Raw genomic sequence first — 25,214 nt, forward strand, 5'->3', positions numbered from 1 at the left:
CCAACATCGCTTTTCACCCACAGGCTTGGAGGTCGCGTCGGTACGTTGACTCGGCGACCGTCTCCGCGTCCGTCCGGCTGGCGATCGGGCCGAGCCGTACCACCGCACCGGTGGGCCGCCGGTCCGCTGCGCACGGCTGTACGGCCGCGTACAGTCCGCGGCCGGCACGGCAGTGCAGAAACCGGTCCAGGCATCCGGTGGAGACCATGACGCCGTGCGAGCAGGCGCGGACGGCCCGGCGCAACACATCCATCACGTGTTCGTCGGCGGCGTCCTGGCATGAGGTGCAGACGACCAGGGTGAAGGGAGTGCTCCTGGGGTCACGTGCGGTGGGGCTCACGTGTGCGTTCCTTCCGTTCCTCCCGTACGCGCCGCGGTCACCGGGAGCTGCCAGTGGCGCGCCGCGGCCTGCGCCGCCCACATGCGGGCGTAGCGCCCGCCGGAGGCTGCGAGCAGGTCGGTGTGGGTGCCGCGCTGGGTGATGCGGCCGTCCTCGACGACGAGGATCTGGTCGGCGCCGACGACGGTGGACAGGCGGTGGGCCACGACGATCACCGTCTTGCCGTCCACCAGCCGGTCGATGGCCTCCTGGACCACCGTCTCCGAGGTGCTGTCGAGGGCGGCGGTCGGCTCGTCGAGCAGCACGATCGGGGCGTCCTTGAGGAACGCCCGGGCGATGGAGATGCGCTGGCGTTCGCCGCCGGAGAGGGATGAGCCGATCTCGCCGACGCGGGTGGCGTAGCCGTCAGGCAGTGTCGCGACGAAGTCGTGGATGCCGGCGGCGCGTGCCGCCTCCTGGATCTCCGCGTCGGTGGCGTCCGGGCGGGCGAGGGCGATGTTGGCGCGGATCGTGTCGTCGAAGAGGTACACGTCCTGGAAGACGACGGCGATGTGATTGAGGACCTCGTCGGGGTCGAGACGGCTCAGGTCGACGCCGCCGATGCGGACCGTGCCGCGCTGCGGGTCGGCGTAGCGGCCGATGAGCCGGGTCACTGTCGTCTTGCCTGAGCCGGAGGGGCCGACCAACGCCGTCAGGCTGCGTTCGGGGACGGTGAAGTCGACGCCGTTCAGGGTGGGTTCGTTCTGGCCGTCGTACGTGAAGCTGACATTTTCGAAGCGGATGTCGTACGAGGTCGGCGGTTGTCCGCCCGCGGGGACCGGCAGCGGTCGTACCGAGAGGACGTCGTCGATACGGGCCAGGGCCGCCTCGGACAGTTCGAAGAGCTTGGTCATGACGGCGGCCAGGCTCAGGGGTTCGGCGAAGCGGGCGGCGGCCACCGTGATTGCGAGGAGCGTGGCGGGGGTCAGCCGGGCGTCGAGGACCAGGGCAGCGCCGAGTGATACCAGTGCCACGAGCGCGAGTTGCACGATGAGCTGGGCACCGGCCACGGGCAGGGCGGCGGAGCGGTTGGTGGCGGCCTGGGTGTGCCGCTGGCGGGTCAGGACGGGCAGCAGGCGTGGTGAGTCGGCGCCCGCCTGGCCGGTGGCCTTGAGGACAGGCAGCCCCTGGACGTACTCCACGATCCTCGCCGCCGTCTCCCCTTCGGCCTCGTCGACCTCGCGGAACCCGGAGCCGGAGCGGCGCTGGATCTGCCGTACGAGCGGCAGCGCCACGCACGTGCCGGCGAGGAGGACCAGGCCGAGGCGCCAGTCCAGCGCCAGCACGACGAGGCCGAGTACGGCGGGCACGGTGACCAGTTGCACGAAGAGGGCGGCCAGGGAGGAGACGGCAGTGGCGGCAGTGGCGGCGTTGCCGCCGACGACCTGGGTCAGGTCCCCGGCCGCGCGGAGGTTCAGCTCCTGCTGGGGCATGGCGCGCAGGGCGGCGCCCAGGCGGAGGCGCGTGGAGCCCGTGACCAGGTGCCAGTAGTCGTACGTGAACGTCATCTCCCGCATCCGCAGGGCGCCTTCCGCGGCCACGAGTGCGGCCAGCAGAGCCACCCAGCCCCAGGCGCGGCCGGTGCGTACATCGTCGCGGGTCAGCTCCGCGAGGAGCGGGACGAAGCAGGCGTAGGCGGCGGCCTGGAGGACGGTCGCCGCGAGGGAGACGCGGAGTGTGGCGCGGAACTGCGGGGCGTACGGGCCGGCCGCGGTGAGCATCAGGCGCAGGATGCGCTTCACGAGGTGACCTCCTGGGTGCGGTGGCCGGTCAGGCCCCAGGTGGCGGCCTGCTGGTGGCTTGCCCAGAGGCGGGCGTAGCGGCCGCCGGCGGCGACGAGGTCGGCGTGGCCGCCGCGTTCGGCGATGCGACCGTGGTCGAGGACGGCGATCTGGTCCGCGTCGGTGATGGTGGACAGACGGTGGGCGATGACGAGGACGGTGCGGCCCCGGGTGAGGCGGGCGATTGCCTGCTGGATGACGCCTTCGGTCTCGGGGTCGGTGAAGGCGGTGGCTTCGTCGAGGATGACGATAGGGGCGTCGGAGATGATGGCGCGGGCGATGGTGATGCGTTGGCGCTGTCCGCCGGAGAGGCGGGTGCCGCGTTCGCCGACCTGGGTGTCGTAGCCGTCGGGCAGGTCGCGGACGATGAAGTCGTGGGCGGCGGCGGCCTCGGCCGCTTCCCGAACCTCGGCGTCCGTGGCGTCCGGGCGGGCGAGCCGGATGTTCTCGGCGACCGTGCCGGTGACGAGGAACGGCTCCTGGAAGACGAGCGCGATCTGCCGCAGCAGGACGTCGCTCGCGATGTCGCGGACGTCCACGCCACCGACGCGCACCGCGCCCGAGACGACGTCGTGGAAGCGTGGGATCAGGCGTGCCAGCGTGGACTTGCCGGAGCCCGAGGCGCCGACCAGGGCGCACACCGTGCCCTCAGGGACCGCCAGGTCGATGCCGTCCAGGGCGGGGCTGCCCGAGCGGCCCGGGTAGTGGAAGGTGACGTTCTCGAAGACGATCGACGCGCCTTCCGGTTCACGCGGTTCGTCGGGCTCGGGGAGGGGCGGTGCGTCCAGGAGATCCTGTACGCGGACGGCACCGGCTTTGGCGTCGTTGATGTGGTTCGTCAGGTGCATCAGGGGTGAGACGGCCTCGATGGGCAGGGTCCCTATGAGCAGGGCGAGCAGGAGGTCGGTGAGGGAGATCCATCCGGCTTCGAGCATCGGGACGCCGGTGGCGGCGACGATGAGCAGGGTGGGCAGCGGCACGATGAACAGCCGGTGCAGCAGACCGGAGGAGCGAGTGGTGGCCATCCAGGCGGCGACCGCGTCCGTGAACTCCTCCACGGCGGTGGCGAACCGGCCGAAGGACGCGCGCCCGTCGTCGAAGGTGCGCACGACCGGCATGCCCTGGACGAACTCGACGACAGCGGCGTTCACGTTCTCGTTGGCACGGTTGTAGCGCTCGCGCTGAGTGCCGTAGTCGCGGGCCATCAGTGACAAGCAGACGAAGGCGACGGGAACGATCAGCAGGACGGCGAGCAGCAACCGCCACTGGACGACGCCCAGAGCCAGCAGGGCCGCGATCGGCTGGGCGACGCCCGAGCCGAGGAACGGCAGTGCGTCGGCGACCACGTTGTGCAGGGACTTGACGTCGTCCTGGACGATCTTCTTGATGCGTCCGGCGCCGAGTCGCTGCACCTCGCCCAGCGGCATGCGCGCCAGGCTGTCGGCGAGGCGGCGGCGCAGTACGACCTCGAGTTCGTAGCTGGCCTCGTGCGCGAGGTGTTCGGCGAGCCAGCGGGCGCCGAAGCCGCCCACAAGTCCGGCGAGCGCGCCGAGGGCCCAGCGGGTGACGACGGCACCGGAGGGGTGGTCGGCGAGGAGTTCCCCGACGGCGTAGGCCACGCAGACGAGGCCCACGACGTTGAGGACTCCGCTCACCAGGCCGAGTGCCGCCGCCTGTTGCAGGCGCCGTCGTACCCGCGCGGAGGCCGTGGTGAGGCTCATGACTGTGCTGAGGCCGCTCATGCGCTCACCTGCCGGGCCAGTGCCGCCTTGTCGACCTTGCCCAGTGCTGTGCGGGGAAAGGACTTCAACACCCGTACCTCGTCCGGGAGTTTGTAGGCGGCCAAGCCGCGTGCCGTGAGGTGAGCGGTGACGTCGGTGCGTGTGGGCGGGGTGCCGCGGGAGATCAGGCAGGCGCAGGAGCGCTCCCCCAGATGCTCGTCGGGCAGGCCGATCAGGGCCGCGTCGTGGACGGCCGGGTGGGCGAGCAGGTGATTCTCGACCTCCTCGACGGGGACCTTCTCTCCGCCGCGGTTGATGACGTCCTTGATGCGGCCCTCCACGACGAGGTGTCCGGTGGGAAGGCGCCGTACCAGGTCGCCGCTGCGGTAGAAGCCGTCCGCCGTGAACGCCCGGGCGTTGTGGTCGTCGGCCCGGTAGTAGCCGCGCAGGGTGTACGGGCCGCGGACCAGCAGCTCGCCGACCTGGCCATGCGGTACGTCACGGTCTCCGGGGTCCGCGATGCGTATCTCGTCGTCCGTGCACAGTGGTCGGCCCTGGGAGTCGATGACCAGGTCTTCCGGGTCGTCGAGGCGGGTGTAGCAGAGCAGCCCCTCGGCCATGCCGAACACCTGCTGGAGGCGGCAGCCCAGTTCGGGGGCGACACGCCGGGCGGTCTCGGCCTTGAGGCGGGAGCCGCCGACCTGGAGGAGTTCCAGGCTGCTCAGATCGTCCTCCGCCCACTCGGCCGCCTCCAGCCACAGCAGGGCGAGCGAGGGGACGAGCGCGGTGACGGTGACGCGTTCGCGGGCGATCAGCGGGAAGGCGGTGTCCGGGCTCGGGGTGGGGCACATCACCACCGTGCCGCCTGCGTGGAGGGTGCCCAGGATTCCCGGGCAGGCGAGCGGGAAGTTGTGGGCCACGGGGAGCGCGGCGAGGTAGCGGGAGTCTGCGGTCAGACCGGTCACTTCGGCGCTGGCGGAGGCGTTGTGGAGGTAGTCGTCGTGGGTGCGGGGGATCAGCTTGGGTGCGCCTGTGGTGCCGCCGGACAGGAGCAGCACGGCCACGTCGGAGGGGTCGGGTTGCGGCAGCGGTCGGGGCGTGGCCGGTATGGACGCCAGGCTGGTGAACTCCTCCGCGTCCCCGGCGACCAGGATGTGTCGCAGACTTGGCGCCTTCTCCCTTACTGAGCGGGCGAGCCGGCGATGGTCGAAGCCGAGGTGGGTGTCGGGGACGACGTACGCCACCGCCTCCGAGAGGGCGAGCAGGTGGGCGATCTCCGCGTCGCGATGGGCGGGCAGCGCCATGACGGGTACCGCGCCGAGCCGGAACAGAGCGAAGGACAGCTCCAGGAACTCGGCGGTGTTCGGCAGGTGGACGAGGACTCGGTCGCCCGGCGTGAGCCCGAGCCCGTGCAGCCCGGCTGCCAACCGGTCGGCACGCACGTCGAGTTCGCGGTACGTCCAGCGGCGCCGCCCGTCCACGACGGCGACCGCGTCCGGTGTGGCCTCGGCCCGGTCCCGGAGCAGGGAGCCCAGGGTGCGGCCCTGCCAGTAGCCGCGTTCCCGGTAGCGGTCGGCGAACTCCTTCGGCCAGGGTGTGAATCCCTCCAGCACGGCTCAGCCCTCCTTCGGGACCACGTAGGGGGCGACGCTGCGGAGCTTCTCGCAGGTCTCCTCGTACTCGCGGGCCGGTCGGGACGCCCCGACGACGCCCGCGCCGGCGCGCAGCCAGGCCCGGCCGCCCTGCTGGTAGACGGCACGCAGCACGAGTGCCGCGTCCAGCGAACCGTCGGCTCCGGCCCGCAGGACCGCGCCCGCGTACAGGCCGCGCGGTTCGTCCTCCAGTTCGCGGATCAGACGGTACGCGGCCGGTTTGGGGATGCCGGAGGCGGTGACCGGCGGGAAGACCGCGCCGAGCGCGTCCCAGGCGGTGCGGCCCTCGGCCAGGTCGGTGGTGACGCGGGAGGCGAGGTGCTGGACGCTGCCGCGCGGTTTGACGCTGAGGAAATCCGCCACGTGGGTGGCTCCCGGCACGCCCACCGACGACAACTCCTCCACCGCCAACTTCACGGAAGTGGCGTGCTCGTACACCTCCTTCGGGTCGCGGTGCAGGTCCGTGCGCAGGGCGGCGTCCGTGTCCGGGTCACCGGTCAGCGCGCGGGTTCCGGCCAGCGGCTGGGTGGTGGCGGTGCCGTCGCCCGGTGCCTCGATCACCGTCTCCGGGCTGAAGCCGGCGGCCTGGATGCCGCCGAGGTCGAGGAGGAAGGAGCGGGCGGGGTTGTTGGCCGTGCGGCCCGCGACGTACGTGGCTGTCATGTCGACGGGGAAGGGTACGGGGACGGTGCGCGAGAGGATGACCTTGTCGAGCCTGCCGCGGCCGATCTCGGTGACGGCGTGGGCGACATGGCCCTGGTAGGTGCGCCGGAGGTTGTGGACGTCGACCCCCTTCGGGGCGCATGCGGGCCTCGGGGCCCGGGCCAGCACCGTACGGAGGCGGTCCGGGAAGTCCGGGTCGAGGGTACGGACGCTCAGCTCCGCCTCGGTCACCGTCACCTCGGTGCTGGGGACCATGAGGTGGGCCAGGGGCAGGTCCGTACGGCCGCCGCTTGCCAGCTCGAAGGACAGCCAGCCGTAGGCGTGCCAGTCGGCCACCGGTGCCTCGTGCAGGGCGGAGTGCAGGGGTTCCCAGGGCGTTCCCGACCAGGGGGAGGTCCTCTGGCCGATGCGTATGTTCCCTGCGTCGAGGCGTACTTCGTGGATCGGGTTACCGGCGATGTACCACCGGTGGTCCTGTTCGTAGACGACGTGGTCGGTGAGCAGGCCGGAGTCGGCGAGCTGAGCTACGACGGCCAACGGTGCGAACGCGCCCTCGATACAGGTGTGCTGATAGTGCTGATGCATGCTGGTCTCCTGGTCAGCGGCGGTGCGGCGCGCGCAGCGGGGCGGCGACGAGGTCGGCGACATGGGCGACGTTCGGCTCTTCGATGCAGCTGAAGTGGTTGCCCTCGATCCCGATGACGGGCAGGTCGCCGAGGCATACGTCCCGCCAGAAGGCGAGGGTGGTGTCGTCCATGCCGGGTGCGAAGCCGGAGGCGCCCCGCGGCAGCAGGAAGCGGATGTCGCCGGCGTACGGCTCGGGGGTGAAGCGGGCGGACAGGAAGCTCTGCCGGAAGACGCGGAACATCCCGGCGACCATCTCCGGCGGTACCGTCTCCCCGCCGGCCTCCGTGGCGGCGCGGGCGTACTCGGCGAACCTCTCCTCCCTCGTGCACGAGGACAAGCGCCGGAAGAACTCCCCGGCGGGGCCGTCGACCTCGGCCAGTGAGCCGAGCGGGACCTTTCCGCCGTTGCGTTCGATGACCTGCATGAACCCGCGGACGACGGTGTCCGCGTCGATGTCGCCGAACCCGGTCTGGTCGAGGGAGATGTGCAGGTTGGGCACGAAGAGGATCTCGATCATCAGGTCGTCCTCGACGTCCACGACGACCGGGTGGCTGCTGATGAGCACCAGGTCCTCCACCGTCACTCCGCGCTCCTCAAGACGGCGGGCGACCTCGGTGGCGTACAGGCCGCCCAGGCAGTAGCCGATGAGCTGGAGCCGGTTGTGGCCCTCGGTGAGCAGGCGCTCGGCGTAGTCGTCGGCGGCGCGCTCGATGACGGTGGCCGGGTCCTGGGCGAGGTAGCGCTCGGTGTCGTCGATGACGACGCCGAGGACCGGGCCGAGGTCCTGCTCGACCAGGCGGGCGGCGAGCGGTCGGTAGCAGTCCATGGTGCCGAGCCCGGCGTGGAACATCACCCGCAGCGGGCCGTCGCCGGAGCTGCTGAAGGACATCAGGGCGGCGTTGCTGCCGGTCGCGGCGCGGCGCATGGTGGGGTCGGCCGGTGAGTCCGCGCGGTCGCGCAGGAAGGCAGCCAGTTCAGCGATGGTCGGGTGGTTGAGGAGCTGCCGCAACAGCGTGTCGAAGGGGATACCGGACGCCTCGGGGACCTCCTCGCGCAGGCGTCCGGCCATCCGCGCCATGATCAGAGAGTCGGCGCCGTGGTCGTAGAAGCTGTCGGTGCGGCCCACGCGTCCGCTGGGCAGTGCCTCGGACCACAGGGTCGTGAGCCGGGACTCCAGCGCGTCCGCCGGTGTCTCGTCGGCGGGCCGGGGTGCGGTGTCGGTGGCTGTGGGCCGCCAGCCGGCGAGCGCGCGGCGGTCGACCTTGCCGTTGCCGGTGAGCGGGAGCGCGTCGACGATCTGGAGGTGCGAGGGGATCATGTGGGCGGGCAGCCGGTCGCGCAGGAACGCCGTGAGGTCTTCCTCGGTGACCTGCGCCCGGTCCGTCTTGAGGCGAGCCGCGAAGAGGTGGACGTGTTGCGGGGCCAGTGCGTGCCCGTCGTCCGGCAGGCACAGCACCTGCTCGGCGCCCGCCTCGCGCAGCAGCGTGAGCCACTGGTCGCGGTCGAGGTAGGAGCTGCCACCGAGGGCACGGTCGTCCGCGGGCTCGGTCATCATGAACGCCTGCGAGGCCAGGATCCACGGGTGCTCGCGCGTGGGTTCGGTGATGATCAACCAGCCGCCCGGCGCGACGAGTTCGGTGAGGCGGGTCAGGGAGGCGCGAATGTCGCGGGCGTTCTCCAGCACGCCGGCGGCCAGTACGACGTCGTACGCGTTGGGGGCCAGGCCCTGGGCGCGGTGGTCGGCATCCACGTCGAAGACGCCGAAGCGCAGCTGCGGGCGCTCGCGGTCGCCGAAGCGGCGGCGGGCCTCGGGCAGGAAGAAGCCCGTCACGTCCGTGAAGAGGTACGTGCCGTCCCGGTCTGCCAGGGCGGCCAGGGCGTCCTCGGTGGTGCCGCCGGTGCCTGCGCCCACTTCGAGGACTCGCAGCGGGTGAGCGGCGGCCACCTCCTCCAGAACCGATGCGACGGCACGGTTGAGGTAGCGGGCTGTGGCGTTTCGGCGGTAGAGGGCGTGCGCGGTGGTGAAGTCCCCGTCGGGGAAGAGGAGTTCGACGGGGTCCTGGCGGCCGGTCATCAGGTCGGGCAGGCGGTCGGCATGGTTCCTGACGTACGTCAGGAAGTCGCGGGAGGCAACCTCGTCGCTCCAGGTCTGCTGGGCCCGCTGCCACAGGCGGGCGGTGGTCGGTGCGTCGGCCTCGCTGATGCCGTGGTCGTCGAGCACTGCGAGCCAGCGGCGTACCAGCCAGTGGTGGCGCGGGGCGATGCCGGCCTTGGTGAGGGCCTGCTGCGACGGCTTGCCGTCCTCCGCCGGGAACAGGCCCAGCTCACCGAGCGCACGGGCCATCGAGGACAGGACGGCGGCGTCGAAAGAGTCGACGTGCGCGGCCACCCGGTCGCCGTCCAGGCCGGGGACCGCGGCGTCGGCAGCCTCACTCACCGCGGGCTTCAGGGATACGGCACCGGGGACCGCCGGATCCGTCGGCGCTGGGACGACCGCGCCGAGGAGCGCGCGATCCTCGCCCGTACCGTCCACGACGACCGCTGCTGAGGCCACAGCCGGGTGCTCCAGCAGCGCCGCCTCGATCTCGCCCAGCTCGATGCGGTGACCGCGCACCTTCACCTGGGTGTCCTCGCGGCCGAGGAACTCGATCTCGCCGCCGGGCAGGTAGCGGCCCAGGTCGCCGGTGCGGTAGAGGCGCTGTCCGTCGCGCGTGACGAAGCGGCGGTTGGTGGTCTGCGGGTCGCCCAGGTATCCCTGGGCGAGACCGTGGCCGCTGATGTACAGCTCCCCCGCGACCCACACCGGGCAGTCGCGCAGGTCGGCGTCCAGCACCCGGAAGCCCTGGTTGGCGAGCGGCAGGCCGTACGGAATGCTGCGGTGGCTGTCGTAACCTCCCTCGCACCGGTGGTAGTTGGACCAGATGGCCGCCTCGGTCGCACCACCCAGCGCGATCAGCTCCAGGCCGGGCAGCCTGGCGGCGAGGGTGCCGGGCAGGGTGACGGGAATCCAGTCGCCGGACAGGAGAGCGAGGCGGAGGGTGGGGAGCCCACGGCCCGGCTCGGTCTCCAGGTAGGTCGCGAGCATCTGCATCAGCGCCGGTACCGAGTTCCAGACGGTCACGCCGTGCTCGGCGATCAACTCGGTCCAGTGGGAGGGGTCGGTTCGGCGCTCGGGGTCGGGCAGGACGAGGGCGCCACCGACCGACAGGAGGCCGAAGATGTCGTACACCGACAGGTCGAAGCCGAGGCCGGCCAGGCCCAGCACGCGGTCGTCGGCGGTGACGCCGAAGCGGCGGTTCACGTCCTCGATGGTGTTGAGGGCGGCCCGGTGGCTGATGACGACGCCCTTGGGGCGACCCGTCGAGCCGGAGGTGTAGATGACGTAGGCGGGGGCGTCCGGGTCGCCGTCCTGCGGGGGCTGGGCCATGCGGGAGGCGGGCGCGAGCGTGTCGACGGCGATCGCCGGGTCGTCGGTGTCCACCCAGGACTGGGTCAGGACATGCCGTACGCCGGCGTCGGCGAGCATGGCGGCACGGCGCAGGGGCGGCTGCGTGGTGTCGACGGGGAGGTACACGGCATCCGCGAGGAGGGCGCCGAGGACGGCGACGATCTGCTCGGGGCCCTTGTCCATGACGACGGCGACGCGTTCCCCTGCGGTGCAGCCGGCGGCCCGCAGCTGCTCGGCGACGGCGGTGGCGCGGGCCGCGAGGTCGCCGTAGCTGAGGGTCGTGTGCGCAGCGATGACGGCGGGCCGGTCGGGGATGCGGGCTGCCTGGTCGAGGACGGCATGGTGCAGGAGGGTGTCGGGGAGTTCGGCCGCCGTGTCGTTGGCGCGGCGGCGCTCCTCGGTCTGCCAGGCCGGCAGGGGCACCACGTCGTGCGCGTCCCAGAGGTCTTCGCCGTCGGCGAGGGCCCGTATGAGTGTGTCGAAGGCGTCGAACATGTCGTCCGCGAGGCCCTTGGGGAACACCCCGTCACGGATGTCCCAGTTGACCTGCAGCCCTTCGGTGTCGTCCATGGCCTGGCAGTCGATGAAGACCTGCGGGGTCTGGGTGATGCCGAAGCCGTCCAGGCGGCCCTCGGCACGGCGGCCGGTGCCGTCGTCGCCGAGACCGATGGCGCTGGTGAACACCACCGGCATCAGGGCGGCTTCGCGGCCCCGGCGGCGGGCGAGTTCGCGCAGCACCTCCACGCCGGAGTACAGCCGGTGGTCGAGGTCGTCGAAGAGCTGTCCGAACAGCGCGCCGGCTCGCTCCGCGAAGGAGCTTCCGGGCGTCGGCTCGACGGCGAGCAGGTTCACGGTGGTGAAGTCGCCCACGACGCGGTCGATCTGCTCGTGCAGCGGCAGGCGGTTGAGGACGGTGAGGTTGAGGCAGAAGCGCGGGTTGCGGCTCCAGCGGCCGATCACGGCGGCGTAGGCGGCGAGCACGACCGAGGAAGGGGTCAGACCGCGACGCTGGGCGCGGTCCTTCAGGCGCTCCCAGGCGGCTGTGTCCAGCTTCAGGAAACGGCGGCGGAAACGAGGCTCCTGGTTCGTCTCGGCGAGTGGAAGGTCCGGGGCGGGCGGCAGGGTGTCCAGCCGGGACCACCAGTAGTCCTTGTCACGCTGATGGGCCGGAGAGTCACGCAGGGAGCGCTCGGCCAGCAGGTAGTCACGGAACTGGACGTCGAGCGACGGGAGTTCGGCGTCCGGTTGGGCGTGCAGGGTCTCGAACTCGCCGAGCAGGAGCCAGATGCTCGCCCAGTCCGCGATCAGGAAGTCCATCGAGAGATGCAGTACCGCACGGTCCGCCGTACGGGTGAGGCGGACGTCGAACAGGGGCCAGCGCGTGGTGTCGTACACACGGTGGCCCATCTCCTCGCGGGACCGCAGGAGGTCTTCTTCTGTCTCGCCCACGGGGACGGTCAGCCGGGGCGCGGTCGGCAGGACGTGCTGGTGGCCCGCCTGGTCGATGACGGCCCGCAGCATGTCGTGGCGGGCGACGAGCCGGTTCCAGGCGTCCTCGGTGCGGGCCGGGTCCAGGTCGGGGTAGTTCACCTCGAGGTACACGTGGCAGGCGACGCCGCCGTACCCGAAGACCTCGTTGCGGCCGAGCAGGTAGGCGGCCTGCACGTCGGTCAGCGGGAACGGCTCGTGCCGGGCCACCGGGTCGGGGGTGAGCGTGGTGGGCCGGGCATCGGCGCGCAGACACTCCAGTACGGCTGCCTTGCTGTCCTTCAGCGACTGGAGCTGCCCGGCGCTCAGAGTGCCCTTGGGCGCGCGGTAGCGAAGGGTCCCGTTCTCCTCCCACAGCTGGACGCCCGCCTGGCGCAGGTCCGCTATCAGGTCGGCCGGGGTGGGTGCGGTGGTCATGCGTTCTCCTTGGCCGTGAGGGGCGGGATGTTGGCGTTGAAGCGGAAGAGGTTGTCCGGGTCCCAGGTGTTCTTCACGCGGCCCAGACGCGCGTACGTGGCGTCCGGGTAGGCGGCGCGCACCCAGTGGGGCTCCGGGTCGGGCAGGAGGTTGACGTAGGGGCCTTCGGTGACGTCCTGGAGCGACTGCCAGGCGCTGCGGGCCGGTTGAAGGTGTTCGGGGCTGTCGGCATCGCCGTACCACTGGGCGCACAGCTCCACGAACCAGCGTGCGCCACGGTGCGTGAAGGCGGTGGGGCCGGCCGGTGCGCGGCTGATGGCGCCGCCGAGGGCGCCGAGGACGACGGAGAAGTTGGGGCCCGCCGTCTCCCAGTGGCCGAGCAGGCGGTCGAGGGTGGCGTCGGTGAGGTCGGTGAGGAATTCGCCGCGGTTGTACACGTGCTGGCGGGTGACGTCGGGCGGGGAGGGCAGCAGGCGCTGGTATGCGGTGTACTGCAGGTGAGTGATGCCGTCGGCGACCGCGCCGTGCCGCAGGGGGGCGAGCACCTCGTCCGCCTGGTCGGGCGGCCCGAACCAGCTGGGGATCAGTACCGCGCACCGCTCGAAGTGCAGGTGCTCGGGTATGAGCGGCAGCGGCGGAGCGGTCCAGACGATGGCGATCAGCGATGCCGCGTCGGGTGCCGTGGCCAGCCAGTCGCGGGCCGTGCGCAGGGCGGTGCGCGCCTGGGACGGCGGGTGGACCAGAGCCCCTGCGACGACACCGTTCACCGGGTGCAGGCGGAAACCGAGGCGGGTGACGACGCCGAAGTTGCCGCCGCCTCCGCGCAGTGCCCAGAACAGGTCCGGGTGGGTCTCGGCATCGGCCCGCACGTGCCGCCCGTCGGCGGTGACCAGGTCGAAGAAGGTGACGTTGTCGCTGGTGAGCCCGTACTGGCGGGACAGGTCGCCGACGCCGCCGCCGAGGGTGTGGCCGGCGATGCCGACGTCGGTGTTGCGGGGACCGGGCACGGCGAGGCCGTGCTCCTGTGTGGCTGCGTCGAACTCGCCCCAGGTCAGTCCGGGCTCGGCGACGGCGGTACGGGCGAGGGGGTCGATGTCGATCCGCTTCATGCCGCCGAGGTCGACGACCACGCCGTCGTCGCAGGTGCCCCAGCCCGCCACGTGGGCCCCGCCGCCCCGGACGGCGACGGGCAGGCCGTGGCTGCGGGCGTGGGCGAGGACGGCGATCACGTCGTCGGCGTCGGTGCAGCGGGCGATCAGGGCGGGGCGCCGGTCGGCGCGGGCGTTGCGGACGCGGCGGGCCCTGTCGTAGCCGGGGGAGCCCGGAGTGAGGAGCCGGCCGCGGAATCCAGGAAGGGTGTTCACGGGCTACTCCGTCCGGGCCGGCGCGGTCAGGACCGCGCCGTGCAGCCTGGCCGGATCCAACGGGCCGGTGAGACCTTCGAGTTCGACGGCGACGACACCGGTGTCCGGGGCGATCTCGACGGCGAGCGGGCCGTCCGGTTCGACGTGGGCGGCGAGGGTGTCGAAGGCGGCGCGGTCGCGCTCCGCAACGCCCACCCGGACCCGGCTGATGCGCCTTGCCCCATTGGGGTGGTGCACGGAGGCGGGGCGTTGGGGCGGGTCGTAGGCGGAGACCACGAACGGAAGCCGGACCGGGCGCGTGGCGAGGAACTGGTAGCGCACCAGGTCGCCGTCCGGGCGGGTACGGCGGCCCTTCATCACGCGTGACACCTGCACTCCCCCGACGCTCAGCGCCGCATGGACACGGACCAGTTCGACGTCGTCGGTCTCCAGGGCAAGGTCCCGCCAGCCCTCGCCCGGGCGGGCCCAGCGGGCCAGCCGGTCCCCTGCCGCCCTGCCGTTCACAGCCGCCATGGGCCACTTCACGAGGCGGAAGGCGGGCGGCAGTTGAAAGAACTCGATGAACGGTCCTTCCTCGAACCACAGCAGGGCGTTGTGGGCGCGCTCGGGAGCGCTGCCGTACTCGACGGTGAAACCCAGCTCTTCGTAGTCCCGCACGACCGACCGGACATCGTCGACCTTGCACAGGACATGGCTGCAACGCAGCACGATCTTCAACTCCCCCATGGGACGGTGCACTCAGTTGATTCGGGCCGCGAACAGCCGCTGTCCCAGCGGCGCCAGCGGGTGGTCCTCGTCCGGCGCGGTGACGATCTGCCGGAACCCGGCTCCTTCCAGGGCCGCCAGCCACTGCCCCCGGGTGAGGAACGTGGTGTCGTCGGCCCGCCGCGCGTCCTCGGCGGCGGTCATCATGAACGCCTGCGAGGCGAGGATCTCCAGGTGTTCGCGGGTCGGTTCGGTGACCAGCAGCCAGCCTCCCGGAGCCAGCAACCCGGCCAGGTGGCGCATGGTCGCGTCGGTGTCGCGGGCGTTGTTCAGGACGCCGGCGGCGACGAGGATGTCTGCGGTGCCGGGCTCCAGCCCCTGACCGGCCGGATCCTGGTCGACGTCGTACAGGCCGTGCCGGATCCAGGGACGGTCGGCGTGGCGTTCCTTGGCGACGGTGACGAAGAAGTGGGAGACATCGGTGAACAGGTAGTCCACAGGTGGCCTCTTGCGCCCGTCCTCGGTCAGGGCCGTGGTGATCGCTTCCGTCGTCGCGCCGGTGCCCGCCCCGACCTCGATGATCCGCAGCGGGTGCATGGCGTTGCGTACGGCGGCCAGCGAGCGGACGGCGGCGGCGATGGCGGTGTTGAGGTAGCGGGCGGTGACGGTCTCGCGGTACACCGCGTCCGCGACGTCGGTCCGGCCTTCCGGAAAGAGCAGAAGGGCCGCCTGCTGTTCGTCTCTCATCAGCTGGAGCAGGCATTCGGCGTTGCGCCGCAGGTATGCGACGAACTCGCGGGTGCCCAGGGCCTGTTGCCAGGTGAGGGCAGCCAGACCCCACGCCTGGTCCACCGCCTTGGAGTCCACCCGCGCCGTGCCCCGGAACCGCCCCGCGTCACGCGCGATCGCCTCGCGGTCGGCGAGGACCCGCAGCCAGCGCCGGATCAGCGTGTCGTGGCGGGGCGCCACCCGCGCGTCGGCCAAGATCTCCTCGGCTGTGTAAGTCGATTGGGGGTCGAGCAGGGCTCCGGCCTCCTGGAGTGCGGCCAGCATCGACAGGAGAACCGCGTCGTCGAGCTGTCGTACGAAGTCGTCCACCAGACGGCGGTCCACGGCGCCGACGTGGTGATCCGCCTGGGCGGTGGCGTGCCGGATCAGGTCGGCTACGCCGACTTCACCAGTCAACTCACCTGCTGAGAGCGGCTGGTGGGCCTGACCCGGTCGCAGAGTCGGGTAGCCCAACTCCTTGGTGAGGTCCTGCCACATCCGGCACACGGTCAAGTGGTACTGGTCCGGCCGTTCGGCCTGCGCCTCGCCGAGGATCGCCGCCCGTGCAGCTCGCAGATCCTCGCCGATGGCGGCCGGCCACTGCTGCCTCAGCAGGTGTCGGTAGGCGGCCGGGGCTCCACTGCTCAGTACGGAGGTGCTGGGTTCGGTGAGGTGTCCGGTGCCGGGGGCGTCGAAGTCGAAGCGGTTCTTGACCGCTTCGGGGATGTGCAGCCGCGGGCTCCACAGCACCGGGCCGTGCGGGTCGGTGAGAGTGAGGCTGCCGCCCGCGGTGCCGAGGGTGACGCGGTGCAGCAGGTGCAGGTGGTTGTCGGGGTCGTCGGGGTCGACCTGGTTGTGCACGCGCAGGGTCAGGGGTGCCCCGCCGATCGTGCCGGTGAGGACGGTGAACGGCGCGTCGGGGTCCGCGTCGGCAGCGGTCAACCGCCAGGGCCGTAGCGTGCCGAGCGACTCGCCCAGGAGGTGCAGCAGCGGGAAGGCGACCTGCGAGGCGCAGGCGGCGTCCACGTAGGCCACGGGCTGTCGTTCGCGAGCGGTGCGGGCGGCCTGGACGAAGCGCCGCACCTCCGGCAGCCGCACGTACAGGTCGCCGAGCCGGTAGCGCACCCGGTGCTTGCGCGCCTCGCGCAGGCAGGCGGCCAGGTCGTCGTGGTGCACGGGCTGTTCCTGGACCACATGGATGCCGCGGCGCAGCAACCGCAGCGCCAGGTCGGTGCCGGTGCCGCCGAGCACACCGGAGCGGACGACGACGCAGGCGAGGTCCACATCGTCGGGCAGTTGGTCCACGTCCGTGTACAGCGGTACGCCGTGCCGGGCGGCACATGCGACGGACCGTTCACTTCCGGCCGCGAGAACGCCGACGACGTCGAACTCGTCGGGCAGCATCGCCAGGGCAGCGAGATAGAACTGGCCGAAGGTCGTGCCGCACACGACCGTCCGAAGCCGCTTCACAGGGCACCTTCCTCAACCGTGGTGAGTTCATGGATCGTCGACTCGTGCACATGGAGGTCGCACAGGCCCGGCTCGTCCGTCAGGCGGGCGAGGGAGGTGACCGGATGGAGTGCCGTGTCCGCCCAGTGCGTTCCGTGCGGCACCTCGCCACGCAGGACCGCCAGGGCCGCGACGGCGGTGACGGCGCCGGTGAGCTGGGCGATGCCCGGCGCGCGCAGGACCGCCGTACGGGTCGTGGGCCGTCCGGCGCGGACGCCGTCGAGCTGGACGAGGAGCGTCACGTACGGGGTGCGGCCCGCCGTGTCGAGGGCGGTGGCCCGGCACAGGGCCGCAACTGCCTCGGCGCGGTCCGCCGTACGGGCTTCGGCGAGCGCAGCGGCCAGGTGTCCGCCGTCCACCGCCGTGTACCAGTCGCCGTAGGTGAGCGACAGGTCGTGGGCGAGCCGCTCGGCCTCTGCGTCCAGGTAGGGGAAGGCCGTCACCTCGCGGACGAAGTACGGCAGCCGGTGATCGGTCAGGCGGTGGAGTGTGCCCGAGCGGCGGGCGCCGTCGCGCCAGGCAGCCAGCGGCTCGTTGGCGCCGTCGAGGACGCCGTCCAGGTAGTCGTCGGCCCCGGTCGGGGTGAAGCGGTCCAGCACACCGGCGTACGCGGTCAGTCCGTGCACGGAGTCGAAGTGCTCCGCCGCCAGATGGCGGGGCAGCAGTCCCGACAGGCCCGGCAGCGCGCCGGCGTCGTACAGGGCGGTGCGCTCGCCGACGGCCGTGCGGACGTGGTCCAGCCGGCCGCCGCCTCCTGCGTCGACGAGGTGGGCGCCCGCCATCAGCGCGGCGAACGTGACCTGCTGCGAGGTGCGGTGCGACGGGCCCGCGCAGTTCACCACCAGGTCGCAGCCGCGTACGAAGGCGGCGAGCGAGGCCGGGTCACCGGTGTCGACCACGACCGCCTCCGCGTGCCGGAGCTGTGCGGCGAGCTGCTTCGCCCGTACGTCGTCACGCCCGCCGATGCGCAACGGACCCGCTCCCCACCGGGCGAGCAGGCGGGCCGCATGGCCGCCGACGGCGCCGTATCCGCCGAGAACGCCGATCACAGCGCGCCCTCCTCGGTCTCGCCGAGCTGGGCCAGCCCTGCCGCCAGGGATTCCGCGACCCGTTCCAGCGTCGGGCCGGCGAACAGGCGCCGCAGCGGCAGCTGTACGCCGTAGCGCTGGGCGACGTGTGCGAGGAAGCGGGTCGCGAGAAGGCTGTCGCCGCCCAGGGTGAAAAAGCTCTGCCGGCGCCCCACCGCCGGTACGCCGAGCAGCTCGGTCCACATCACGGCCAGGGCCTGTTCCAGTTCCCCCTGCGGCGGCTCGTCGGGGTCCTCGCCCTCCTGGGCGGTCGTGACGAGAGCGGTGATCATGGCGCGGTCGACCTTGCCGTTGGCGCCGAGCGGCAGCCACGGCAGGACGGTGATCCGCTCGGGGACCATGTGCGCGGGCAGGCGCTGCGCCGCGAGGGCGCGCAGCGCGGCAGGGTCGAGGTCGACGGCGTCGTCGGGCCGGTGGGCCTGCAGCATTTCGGTGAAGGAGTCGCCCAGCGCGTCGTGTGTGACGTCGGGGAAGCCTGCGGTGCCCAGCAGTTCCGCCCACCGCTCGGCGGGCAGCATCGGCGTGCCCGCGATCCGCCGTTCCCTGTCGAAGCCTGCGTACCCGCTGTCCAGCAGGGCAGCGGTCAGCAGGGCGACCGGCGTGAGCTCGGCCCGTTCCACGGCCAGCAGCACCCCGCCGCGCCGCGTCAGCAGGGCAGCGAGGGCGGGGCCGTGGGAGGGGTCCGCGTGGCGGTGCAGCACCTGGTCGGCCAGGACCATGTCGAACCGGTGCCGCAGCTCGTCGGGGACGAGCAGGCCGTGCAGGCGGTGGCAGGCGGACTCGTGCGGAAGCTCGGCCAACCGCTGCTGTGCGGCCTCTACGAGGATCGGGTCGCCGTCCAACAGCGTGTACCGCACCTGCTCGGGAGCCAGTCGGCCCAGCAGCCGAGCGGCAAACGTCCCGTCCCCGCCGCCGAGTTCCGAGACTTCCACCGGGCGTCCCAGCGATTCCGCCAACTGCGCTGTGCGCCGGGCCACTTCCGCCACGGCAGCCTCACTGCCCGGGTCGGCCGCTGCGAGACGTGCGGGGGCGAGGATGTCGTCGTCGAGCAGGACGGAGGCATCCAGTTGTCCGGCGAGAATGGCCTGGTAGTCGCCGATCCGCTCGGTGAGCCGCTGGTGCGCTCGGCCGATCAAGGAGGCGTAGGCGTCGTCGGCGCACGCCAACGGTGCCGCTGCAGGGCTCTCGGGTCCGGGGGCGTACGCCCCCGCGTCCTCTACGAGCACCTTGCGTTCCGTGAGCCACCGCAGCCAGAGCCGGAGGATCGGCAGGTGTGCCTCGGCCGCCCCCAGACGGGCCGCCCACCCCTCTGCGGTGAGCCCGGAGGTCACATCGCGCAGGCCGAGCAACTGGGCCAGGAAGGACTCCGCCACCGCGCTCTCCACGCGCCGGGCCCGTTCACGGAACTCGCGCGCCGTTGTGGTCGGTTGAGAGCCACGAAGGTCGACCGATCCCGCATCGGACGCCGGAACGACGGCGGCGGCCAAGCGCCGCGCCGCGCCCTCGCCCGCCACGGTAACCAGGGCCCGGCCCACGCCGGGTGCCTCTCGTAGCGCCGCCTCGATCTCACCGAGTTCGATGCGGTGGCCGCGTATCTTCACCTGGTGGTCGGAGCGCCCGAGGAACTCCAGGGTACCGTCGGGCCAGTACCGGCCCAGGTCACCGGTCCGGTACCAGCGCACCCCGCTCTCGGTCACGAACTGGCGTTGCGTCAGTTCCGGTGCACCGCGGTAGCCGAGGGCGACCCCGGCCCCGCCGATCCACAGCTCGCCCGGTACCCAGTCCGGGCAGTCCCGGCCGTGCGCGTCCATGACACGGAAGCGCTGTCCGCGCAGTGGCCGCCCGTACGGGATCGACGTCCAGGCCGGGTCGACCTCGTCGACCTCGTGGGCGTTGGACCAGATGGCGGCCTCGGTCGCCCCGCCCAAGGCGACGAACCGGCACCACGGGCTCTGCTCGGCCAGCCGCCCCGGCAGGTCGAGGCCCACCCAGTCACCGGAGACCAGCGCGAGCCGCAGCGTGTCGAGCGGCTGGGCGCCGCTTTCGGCCGTGACGAGCAGCATGTCCAGCAGAGCCGGCACGGTGTTCCACACGGTGACCCGCCGGCGGCGGACGAGGTCGAGCCAGCGGCGGGCGTCGCGCCGTTCGTCCTCGCCGATCAGGACGACCGCGCCGCCCGCCGACAGCGGCCCGAAGATGTCGTACACGGAGAGGTCGAAGTCCAGCGCGGACACCGCCAGGCCCCGGTCGGAGTCCGTGACCTGGTAGCGCTCGTTGATGTCCGTGACGGTGTTGGCGGCCGCCTGGTGGGTGATCTCGACGCCCTTGGGGTCGCCGGTGGAGCCGGAGGTGAAGATGACGTAGGCGAGCGCGTCGGTCGGCACGTCGACGGGAGCGGCGGCCACGTCCATCGAGGGCGCCGCGTCGACGGGTACGGCCGTGACCCCACCCACCGACTGGGCACCGGGCTCGGTGACGGCGAGGCGGACGCCCGCGAGGTGATGGATGCGCTCGCGGCGGGCGCTGGGCTGGTCGACGCCGACGGGAACGTACGCCGCCCCGGCGGCGAGCACGCCGAGCACGGCCACGATCTGGTCGGGCCCCTTGGGCAGGGTGACGGCGACGGTCTCGCCTCGCCGGACGCCATGCTCCACAAGGACGGTGGCCAGGCGAAGGGCACGGTCGGCAAGCTCGCCGTAGGCCAGGCGGTCGCCGTCGCCCCACAGCAACGCGACGCGCTGAGGCTGGTCGGCGGCGTGGCGGAAGAAGTCGGCGTGCAGCAGTCCGGGGACATCGGGGCCGGTGGCGTTCACGGCGGCGCGCGTCGCGCTCTGGGCAGCGGGCAGCAGGTCGGGCGCCGGAGTGTTCCAGTCCCCGGTGGCCAGCCAGTCAACCAGCCTCACGTACGCCTCGAACATCGCGTCGACGAGGCCGTCGGGGAAGAGTTCCTCGACGACGTCCCAGTTGAGGCGGATGCCGTCACCGTCCTCGGTGACCTGGTGGTCGAGCCACACCTGCGGGGTCTGCGAGACCCCCCAGACCTGCCGGTCGAACGGGGCTTGCGGGACCCGGCCCCCGACACCGAGCGCGCTGGTGAAGACCACGGGCATGGTGGTCTCCGCCTCACCGCTCCGGCGGGCGAGTTCCCGCAGCACCCACACGGCGGAGACCTCCCGATGGTCCAGGGAGCGCCACAGCTCCTCCTGGACCCGCCTGGCGCGCGCCGCCCAGCTCTCTCCCGCCTGCGGGCGCGAGGAGACCAGCATCAGCGAGGTGAAGTCTCCGAGGACGTTGCCGATGTGCGGGTGGACGTCACGGCGGTCGAACAGCGTGAGGTTCAGCGTGAGGTCGGGTCGGGCGCTCCACCGGCCGAGCACCTCGGCGAAGGCGGTCAGCAGCACGCCGGAGGGGGTGAGGCCGTGTACTCGGGCCCGCTCGGTCAGCACCTGCAACCGCTCGGGGGCGACACGGGCCTCGCGACGCGTGAAGCGGGGACGCTCGACGGCGGCCGGATCCTTTGCGAGAGGCAGCGCGGGCGCCGACGGCAGCTGCGGCAGCAGGTCGGTCCAGTAGGCACGGGCGACGGAGACCGCCTCGGGATCCGGGTCGGTGGAGCACATGTAGTCGCGGAACAACACGTCGGCGGGCGGGAGTTCGGCGCCCGGGTCGGCGTACAGGGCGGCGAGCTCCGCGTAGAAGATAAGGATGCTCAGCGCGTCGAGCGCGATGTTGTCGATGCCGATGGCGAGCCGCGTACGGCGGCCCGCGCGAACCCCGCGCACGGCGAACAGCGGCCACTGTGCCGGGTCGAACACCTGATGCGATGCGGTCTTGCGCAGCTGCGCGAAGGCGGCGTCCGGATGGGGTCCCGCGTCGGTGACCTCCACGGTGAGGCGCGGCACCTCGGGCAGGATGCGCTGTTCGCCGCTGTCGTCGACGACCGCGCGCAGCATCTCGTGTCGCTGGATCAGCCGGTTGAGCGCCGACTCCAACCGGGCCACGTCCAGGTCCTCGACGTCGTACTCGCGGTAGAAGTGACAGCCGATGCCGCCGAGCGTGAAGTCCTCGCCGCGGCCGAGCCAGTAGGCGCGCTGCACGTCGGTGAGGGGGAACGGTTCGTGGCGGTGTTCGGCATCGGCCGTCAGCGTCGGAGCGGTGCGTCGCGTGCCGTCGGGGTGAAGGCGAGCCGCGAAGTCGGCCAGCACGGGGTGGGCGAACAGGTCGGTCAGTCGCACTTCGCCGTAGCCCTCGCCCCGGAGTCGGGCGATCAGGCGGGTGGCGAGCAGGGAGTCGCCGCCGAGGGCGAAGAAGTCCTCCTCCCGTCCGACCTCGCCGGCGCCGAGCAGGTCCGCAAAGGCCCGTGCCACGTCCTGTTCGCGTGCGCCGCGCGGTGGGGTGACGGGCCTGGCGGCGGCCTCGGCGCACTGCGCGACGCGGCGGGCGACGGCCTTGCGGTCGATCTTCCCGTTCGGAGTGAGCGGCAACTCGTCGAGGACGATCACGCGTTCGGGCACCATCGCGGACGGCAGCCGCTCTGCGGCGAAGGCACGCAGCTGTGCGGGTTCGGCGACGCCGGTCACGGCGGCGGCGAGCCGCCGGTCCTCGCCGACGATGGCCAGTGCCCGCTCCACACCGGGCACGGCGGTCAATGCGGCCTGAACTTCGCCGAGTTCGATCCGGTGGCCGCGTATCTTGACCTGGTGGTCGGTGCGGCCGAGGAACTCCAGGGTGCCGTCGGGCCAGTGGCGGGCGCGGTCGCCGGTGCGGTACCAGCGCAGCCCGTCGGCCTCCAGGAACCGGTCGGCGGTCCGCGTCGCATCCCCACGGTAGCCGCGCGCCACCCCGGTCCCGCCGATCCACAGCTCGCCGGGCACCCGGTCCGGGCAGTCCCGGCCGAGCGCGTCGACGACCCGGCACCTGACGCCCCGCAGCGGCGTCCCGTACGGCACCGACACCCAGTCGGCCGGGACCTCGCCGACCTCGCACACCGTGGAGTGGATCGCGGTCTCGGTCGTACCGCCCAGCGCCACGAACCGGCAGTCGGGCGCCACCGCGCGCACCCGCCCCGGAAGGTCCAGGGGAACCCAGTCGCCGCCCAGCAGCGCCAGTCGCAGGGACGGTAGCCCGTCGGCTCCGGCGGCGGTGACGAGCATGTCCAGCAGGGCGGGCACACAGTTGACGACGGTCACCCCGTGCGCACGCATCAGGTCGGCCCAGGCGGTGGCGTCCCTACGAGCAGGCTCCTCGACGCACACGACGGCGCCGCCGACGGCGAGTGTGCCGAAGACGTCGTACACCGACAGGTCGAAGTCGAGCGCGGAGACGGCCAGGGTGCGGTCCGAACCACCCATGCCGAAGCGGTGGTTGAGGTCCGAGATCGTGTTGACGGCGGCCGCGTGGGGGACCTCGACCCCCTTGGGTTCTCCTGTGGAGCCCGACGTGTAGATGACGTATGCGAGGTCGGCCGCGGTCCCGGGCACGGGCGCGGTCAGGGGCTCGGTCCCCTCCGGCACAGCGATGTCGTCCAGGACCAGACGTATCCCGGCCGATGCGTGGATGCGCTCGCGGCGGACCGCGGGCTGGTCGATCCCCAAGGGCAGATAGGCGGCACCGGCTGCCAGGACGGCCAGCACAGCCATGATCTGGTCAGGCCCCTTGGGCAGCGTGACGGCGACCAGATCCCCCGGCCGGACGCCGCGTGCGTGCAGACTCCCGGCCAGCCTCAGTGCCTGCTGCGCAAGTTCGCCGTACGACAGTGAGCAGTCCCCTCCCCACAGCAGCGCGGGTGCGTCGGGGTGGGCGGCGGCCTGCTCGAAGAAGCCGTCGTGCAGGCGTGCCGTGCCGGCGTTCCAGTCGGTGGCGTTGACGGCGGTCCGCACCGCCCGCTGGGTTTCGGGCAGCATCGACGGCACGGGAGCGGTCCAAGCCGCCGGATCGTCCGGCAGCCGCTCCAGAAGAGCCTGGTAGGCGGCGAACATCGTGTCGAGGACACCGGGCGCGAACGCGTCCTCGCGCGCGTCCCAGTTGACCAGCAGCCCGCCGCCGACCTCGGTGACCTGTGCGTCGAGCCAGACCTGCGGCCCCTGGGAGATGATCCAGGACGCCTCGCCGAAGCTCTCCCGCACGGCGTCGGCGAACAGTTCGCCCAGGCCGAGGGCGCTGGTGTAGACGACGGGGGCGAGGACACGGTCGCCGTGCAGCCGGGAGGCGTCGCGCAGCACCTCGACACCCGAGTAGCCGGCGTGCGCGGCGTCCTCGTGGAATCGCTTCTGCAGGCGGGCTGCGCGTTCGGCGAAGGTGCCGGGTGCCGCTCCGTGCCAGGCGAGCAGCACCGATGAGGTGAAGTCGCCCACGAGCGAGGCCACGTCGTCGTGCAGCGGCTCGCGGTCGAACAGTGGCAGGTTCAGCAGGAAGTCCGGTTCGGCACTGAAGGCTTGCAGTGTCTCGGCGAACACGGCGGCGAGCGCCATGGCGGGCGTCAGCCCGTGGCGGCGGCCGGCTTCTTCGAAGCGCCGGGTCTGCTCGGCGTCGAGGTGCAGATGGCGCCGTACGACGGTGACGGCTTCCGTCTCGCCGGTGGACGCGGGAAGTCGGGGCGCGGCAGGCAGCTCGGGCAGCCGCTCGTGCCAGTACGCGCGATCGGCCTCCAGCACGGCCTTGCGGGTAGGCGTCTCGGCGGCGGCTCGGCGCTCGGCGAGGTAGCGCGGGTAGCTGTAGGCCAGGGCGGGCAGCGATGCGCCGGAGTAGGCGCGGGCCAGGTCGGCCAGAAGCACGCGCAGGCTGAGCGCGTCCGCGGCGACCATGTCGAGGTTGACGTGCAGGCGCGTGCGGCGGTCCGCGAGCAGCGACAGCTGGACGTCGAAGACCTCGGCGGTGGCGATGTCCATCCGGCGGTGCGAGAGGGTCCGGCGCAGCTCGTCCAGCCGGTGTTCCGCGTCAGCCGCGTCCAGGTCGCGCAGGTCGTGCACGCGCAGTCCGGGCCAGGGGCTCTCGGAGAGGATGCGCTGGCGGCCGTCGTCGAGGATGCTCACGCGCAGCATGCCGTGCCGCGCGATGACGGCCCCTACGGCTGCTTCGAGGCGGGCCGGGTCCACGTCCCACCCGTCGAACTCGTTGTAGAAGTGCGCGGCCACGCCGCCGAGTTGCTGCCCTTCGGCGCGACCCACCCAGTAGGCGTGTTGCATGAGGGCGAGCTCGAAGGGCTCGGTCTCGTCCACGTGCCGGGTCACGGCCGCCTCACTGACCGCACCCTGCTCCTCGACCAGCCGCTGCCAGGCCGCGAGCGTCGGCTCGGTCATGAGGTCGGCGAAGGCGATGTCGAGGCCCGCGCGGCGACATCGCCCGGCGATCCTCATCATCGACAGCGAGTCCAGCCCGAGCTGGATGAGATGCGCGTCCTCGTCGATGTCCGTCACGGGAAGCCCGAGCAGTTCGCCAACGATTCCGGGCAGATCGAGCGCCGCGTCGGCGCGTTCCTGCGTCACCTGGATTCATCCCCCTTGGAAGACACCGTCGAAGACCGGTGGAGAGACCGGTCAAGACCGGTGAAGACACGGCCGAGGACCCGGCCCGTTCCGGCCACGAGTCCAAACTAATGGAAACGA

General features: G+C 72.1%; 11 protein-coding genes. All 11 read right to left on the bottom strand.

Going from position 1 to position 25,214, the window contains the following annotated elements:
* Positions 1 to 13 precede the first annotated feature (13 nt).
* From ACFZCP_RS33920 to ACFZCP_RS33970, 11 genes are read right to left on the bottom strand one after another with little or no spacing between them, the layout of a single operon-like run.
* Positions 14 to 340 (bottom strand): hypothetical protein, encoded by a 327-nt coding sequence (locus tag ACFZCP_RS33920; protein ID WP_391435097.1) that lies wholly within the window; start codon positions 338 to 340, stop codon positions 14 to 16.
* Entirely contained in the window at positions 337 to 2,121 is a 1,785-nt protein-coding gene (locus ACFZCP_RS33925; RefSeq protein WP_391435101.1) for an ATP-binding cassette domain-containing protein, read from the bottom strand. Before ACFZCP_RS33925 ends, ACFZCP_RS33920 begins: the two co-directional genes overlap by 4 nt.
* The gene (locus tag ACFZCP_RS33930; protein ID WP_391435105.1) at positions 2,118 to 3,902 is read right to left on the bottom strand and encodes an ATP-binding cassette domain-containing protein; all 1,785 of its coding nucleotides are present in this window, start codon (positions 3,900 to 3,902) and stop codon (positions 2,118 to 2,120) included. Before ACFZCP_RS33930 ends, ACFZCP_RS33925 begins: the two co-directional genes overlap by 4 nt.
* Positions 3,899 to 5,494: an AMP-binding protein gene (locus ACFZCP_RS33935; protein ID WP_391435109.1), complete on the bottom strand. Its 1,596-nt coding sequence runs from the start codon at positions 5,492 to 5,494 to the stop codon at positions 3,899 to 3,901. The genes ACFZCP_RS33930 and ACFZCP_RS33935 overlap by 4 nt, the downstream gene beginning before the upstream one ends.
* Before the next feature lie 3 nt (positions 5,495 to 5,497).
* Entirely contained in the window at positions 5,498 to 6,781 is a 1,284-nt protein-coding gene (locus ACFZCP_RS33940) for a salicylate synthase (RefSeq protein ID WP_391435112.1), read from the bottom strand.
* Positions 6,782 to 6,794: 13 nt separating this feature from the next.
* The gene (locus ACFZCP_RS33945; protein ID WP_391435118.1) at positions 6,795 to 12,176 is read right to left on the bottom strand and encodes an amino acid adenylation domain-containing protein; all 5,382 of its coding nucleotides are present in this window, start codon (positions 12,174 to 12,176) and stop codon (positions 6,795 to 6,797) included.
* Positions 12,173 to 13,540: an FAD-binding protein gene (locus ACFZCP_RS33950; protein WP_391435121.1), complete on the bottom strand. Its 1,368-nt coding sequence runs from the start codon at positions 13,538 to 13,540 to the stop codon at positions 12,173 to 12,175. The genes ACFZCP_RS33945 and ACFZCP_RS33950 overlap by 4 nt, the downstream gene beginning before the upstream one ends.
* A gap of 3 nt (positions 13,541 to 13,543) precedes the next feature.
* Positions 13,544 to 14,266 carry a VOC family protein gene (locus ACFZCP_RS33955; RefSeq protein ID WP_391435133.1) on the bottom strand — a complete coding sequence of 241 codons (723 nt, stop codon included), beginning with the start codon at positions 14,264 to 14,266 and terminating at the stop codon, positions 13,544 to 13,546.
* 12 nt (positions 14,267 to 14,278) lie between these two features.
* Entirely contained in the window at positions 14,279 to 16,483 is a 2,205-nt protein-coding gene (locus ACFZCP_RS33960; protein ID WP_391435137.1) for a Gfo/Idh/MocA family oxidoreductase, read from the bottom strand.
* The gene (locus tag ACFZCP_RS33965; RefSeq protein ID WP_391435140.1) at positions 16,480 to 17,571 is read right to left on the bottom strand and encodes a saccharopine dehydrogenase NADP-binding domain-containing protein; all 1,092 of its coding nucleotides are present in this window, start codon (positions 17,569 to 17,571) and stop codon (positions 16,480 to 16,482) included. Before ACFZCP_RS33965 ends, ACFZCP_RS33960 begins: the two co-directional genes overlap by 4 nt.
* A complete protein-coding gene (locus ACFZCP_RS33970; RefSeq protein WP_391435142.1) occupies positions 17,568 to 25,094 on the bottom strand; it encodes an amino acid adenylation domain-containing protein in 7,527 nt (2,508 codons plus the stop codon). The genes ACFZCP_RS33965 and ACFZCP_RS33970 overlap by 4 nt, the downstream gene beginning before the upstream one ends.
* Between the last annotated feature and the right edge of the window lie 120 nt (positions 25,095 to 25,214).

This window comes from Streptomyces sp. NPDC007971, from assembly GCF_042958635.1.
Classification (GTDB): Bacteria; Actinomycetota; Actinomycetes; order Streptomycetales; family Streptomycetaceae; genus Streptomyces.

Excerpts from the sequence above, each read along its gene's own strand:
- ACFZCP_RS33930 (WP_391435105.1), bottom strand. The coding sequence starts at position 3,902 with ATGAGCGGCCTCAGCACAGTCATGAGCCTCACCACGGCCTCCGCGCGG.
- ACFZCP_RS33940 (WP_391435112.1), bottom strand. The coding sequence starts at position 6,781 with ATGCATCAGCACTATCAGCACACCTGTATCGAGGGCGCGTTCGCACCG.
- ACFZCP_RS33945 (WP_391435118.1), bottom strand. The coding sequence starts at position 12,176 with ATGACCACCGCACCCACCCCGGCCGACCTGATAGCGGACCTGCGCCAG.
- ACFZCP_RS33955 (WP_391435133.1), bottom strand. The coding sequence starts at position 14,266 with ATGGGGGAGTTGAAGATCGTGCTGCGTTGCAGCCATGTCCTGTGCAAG.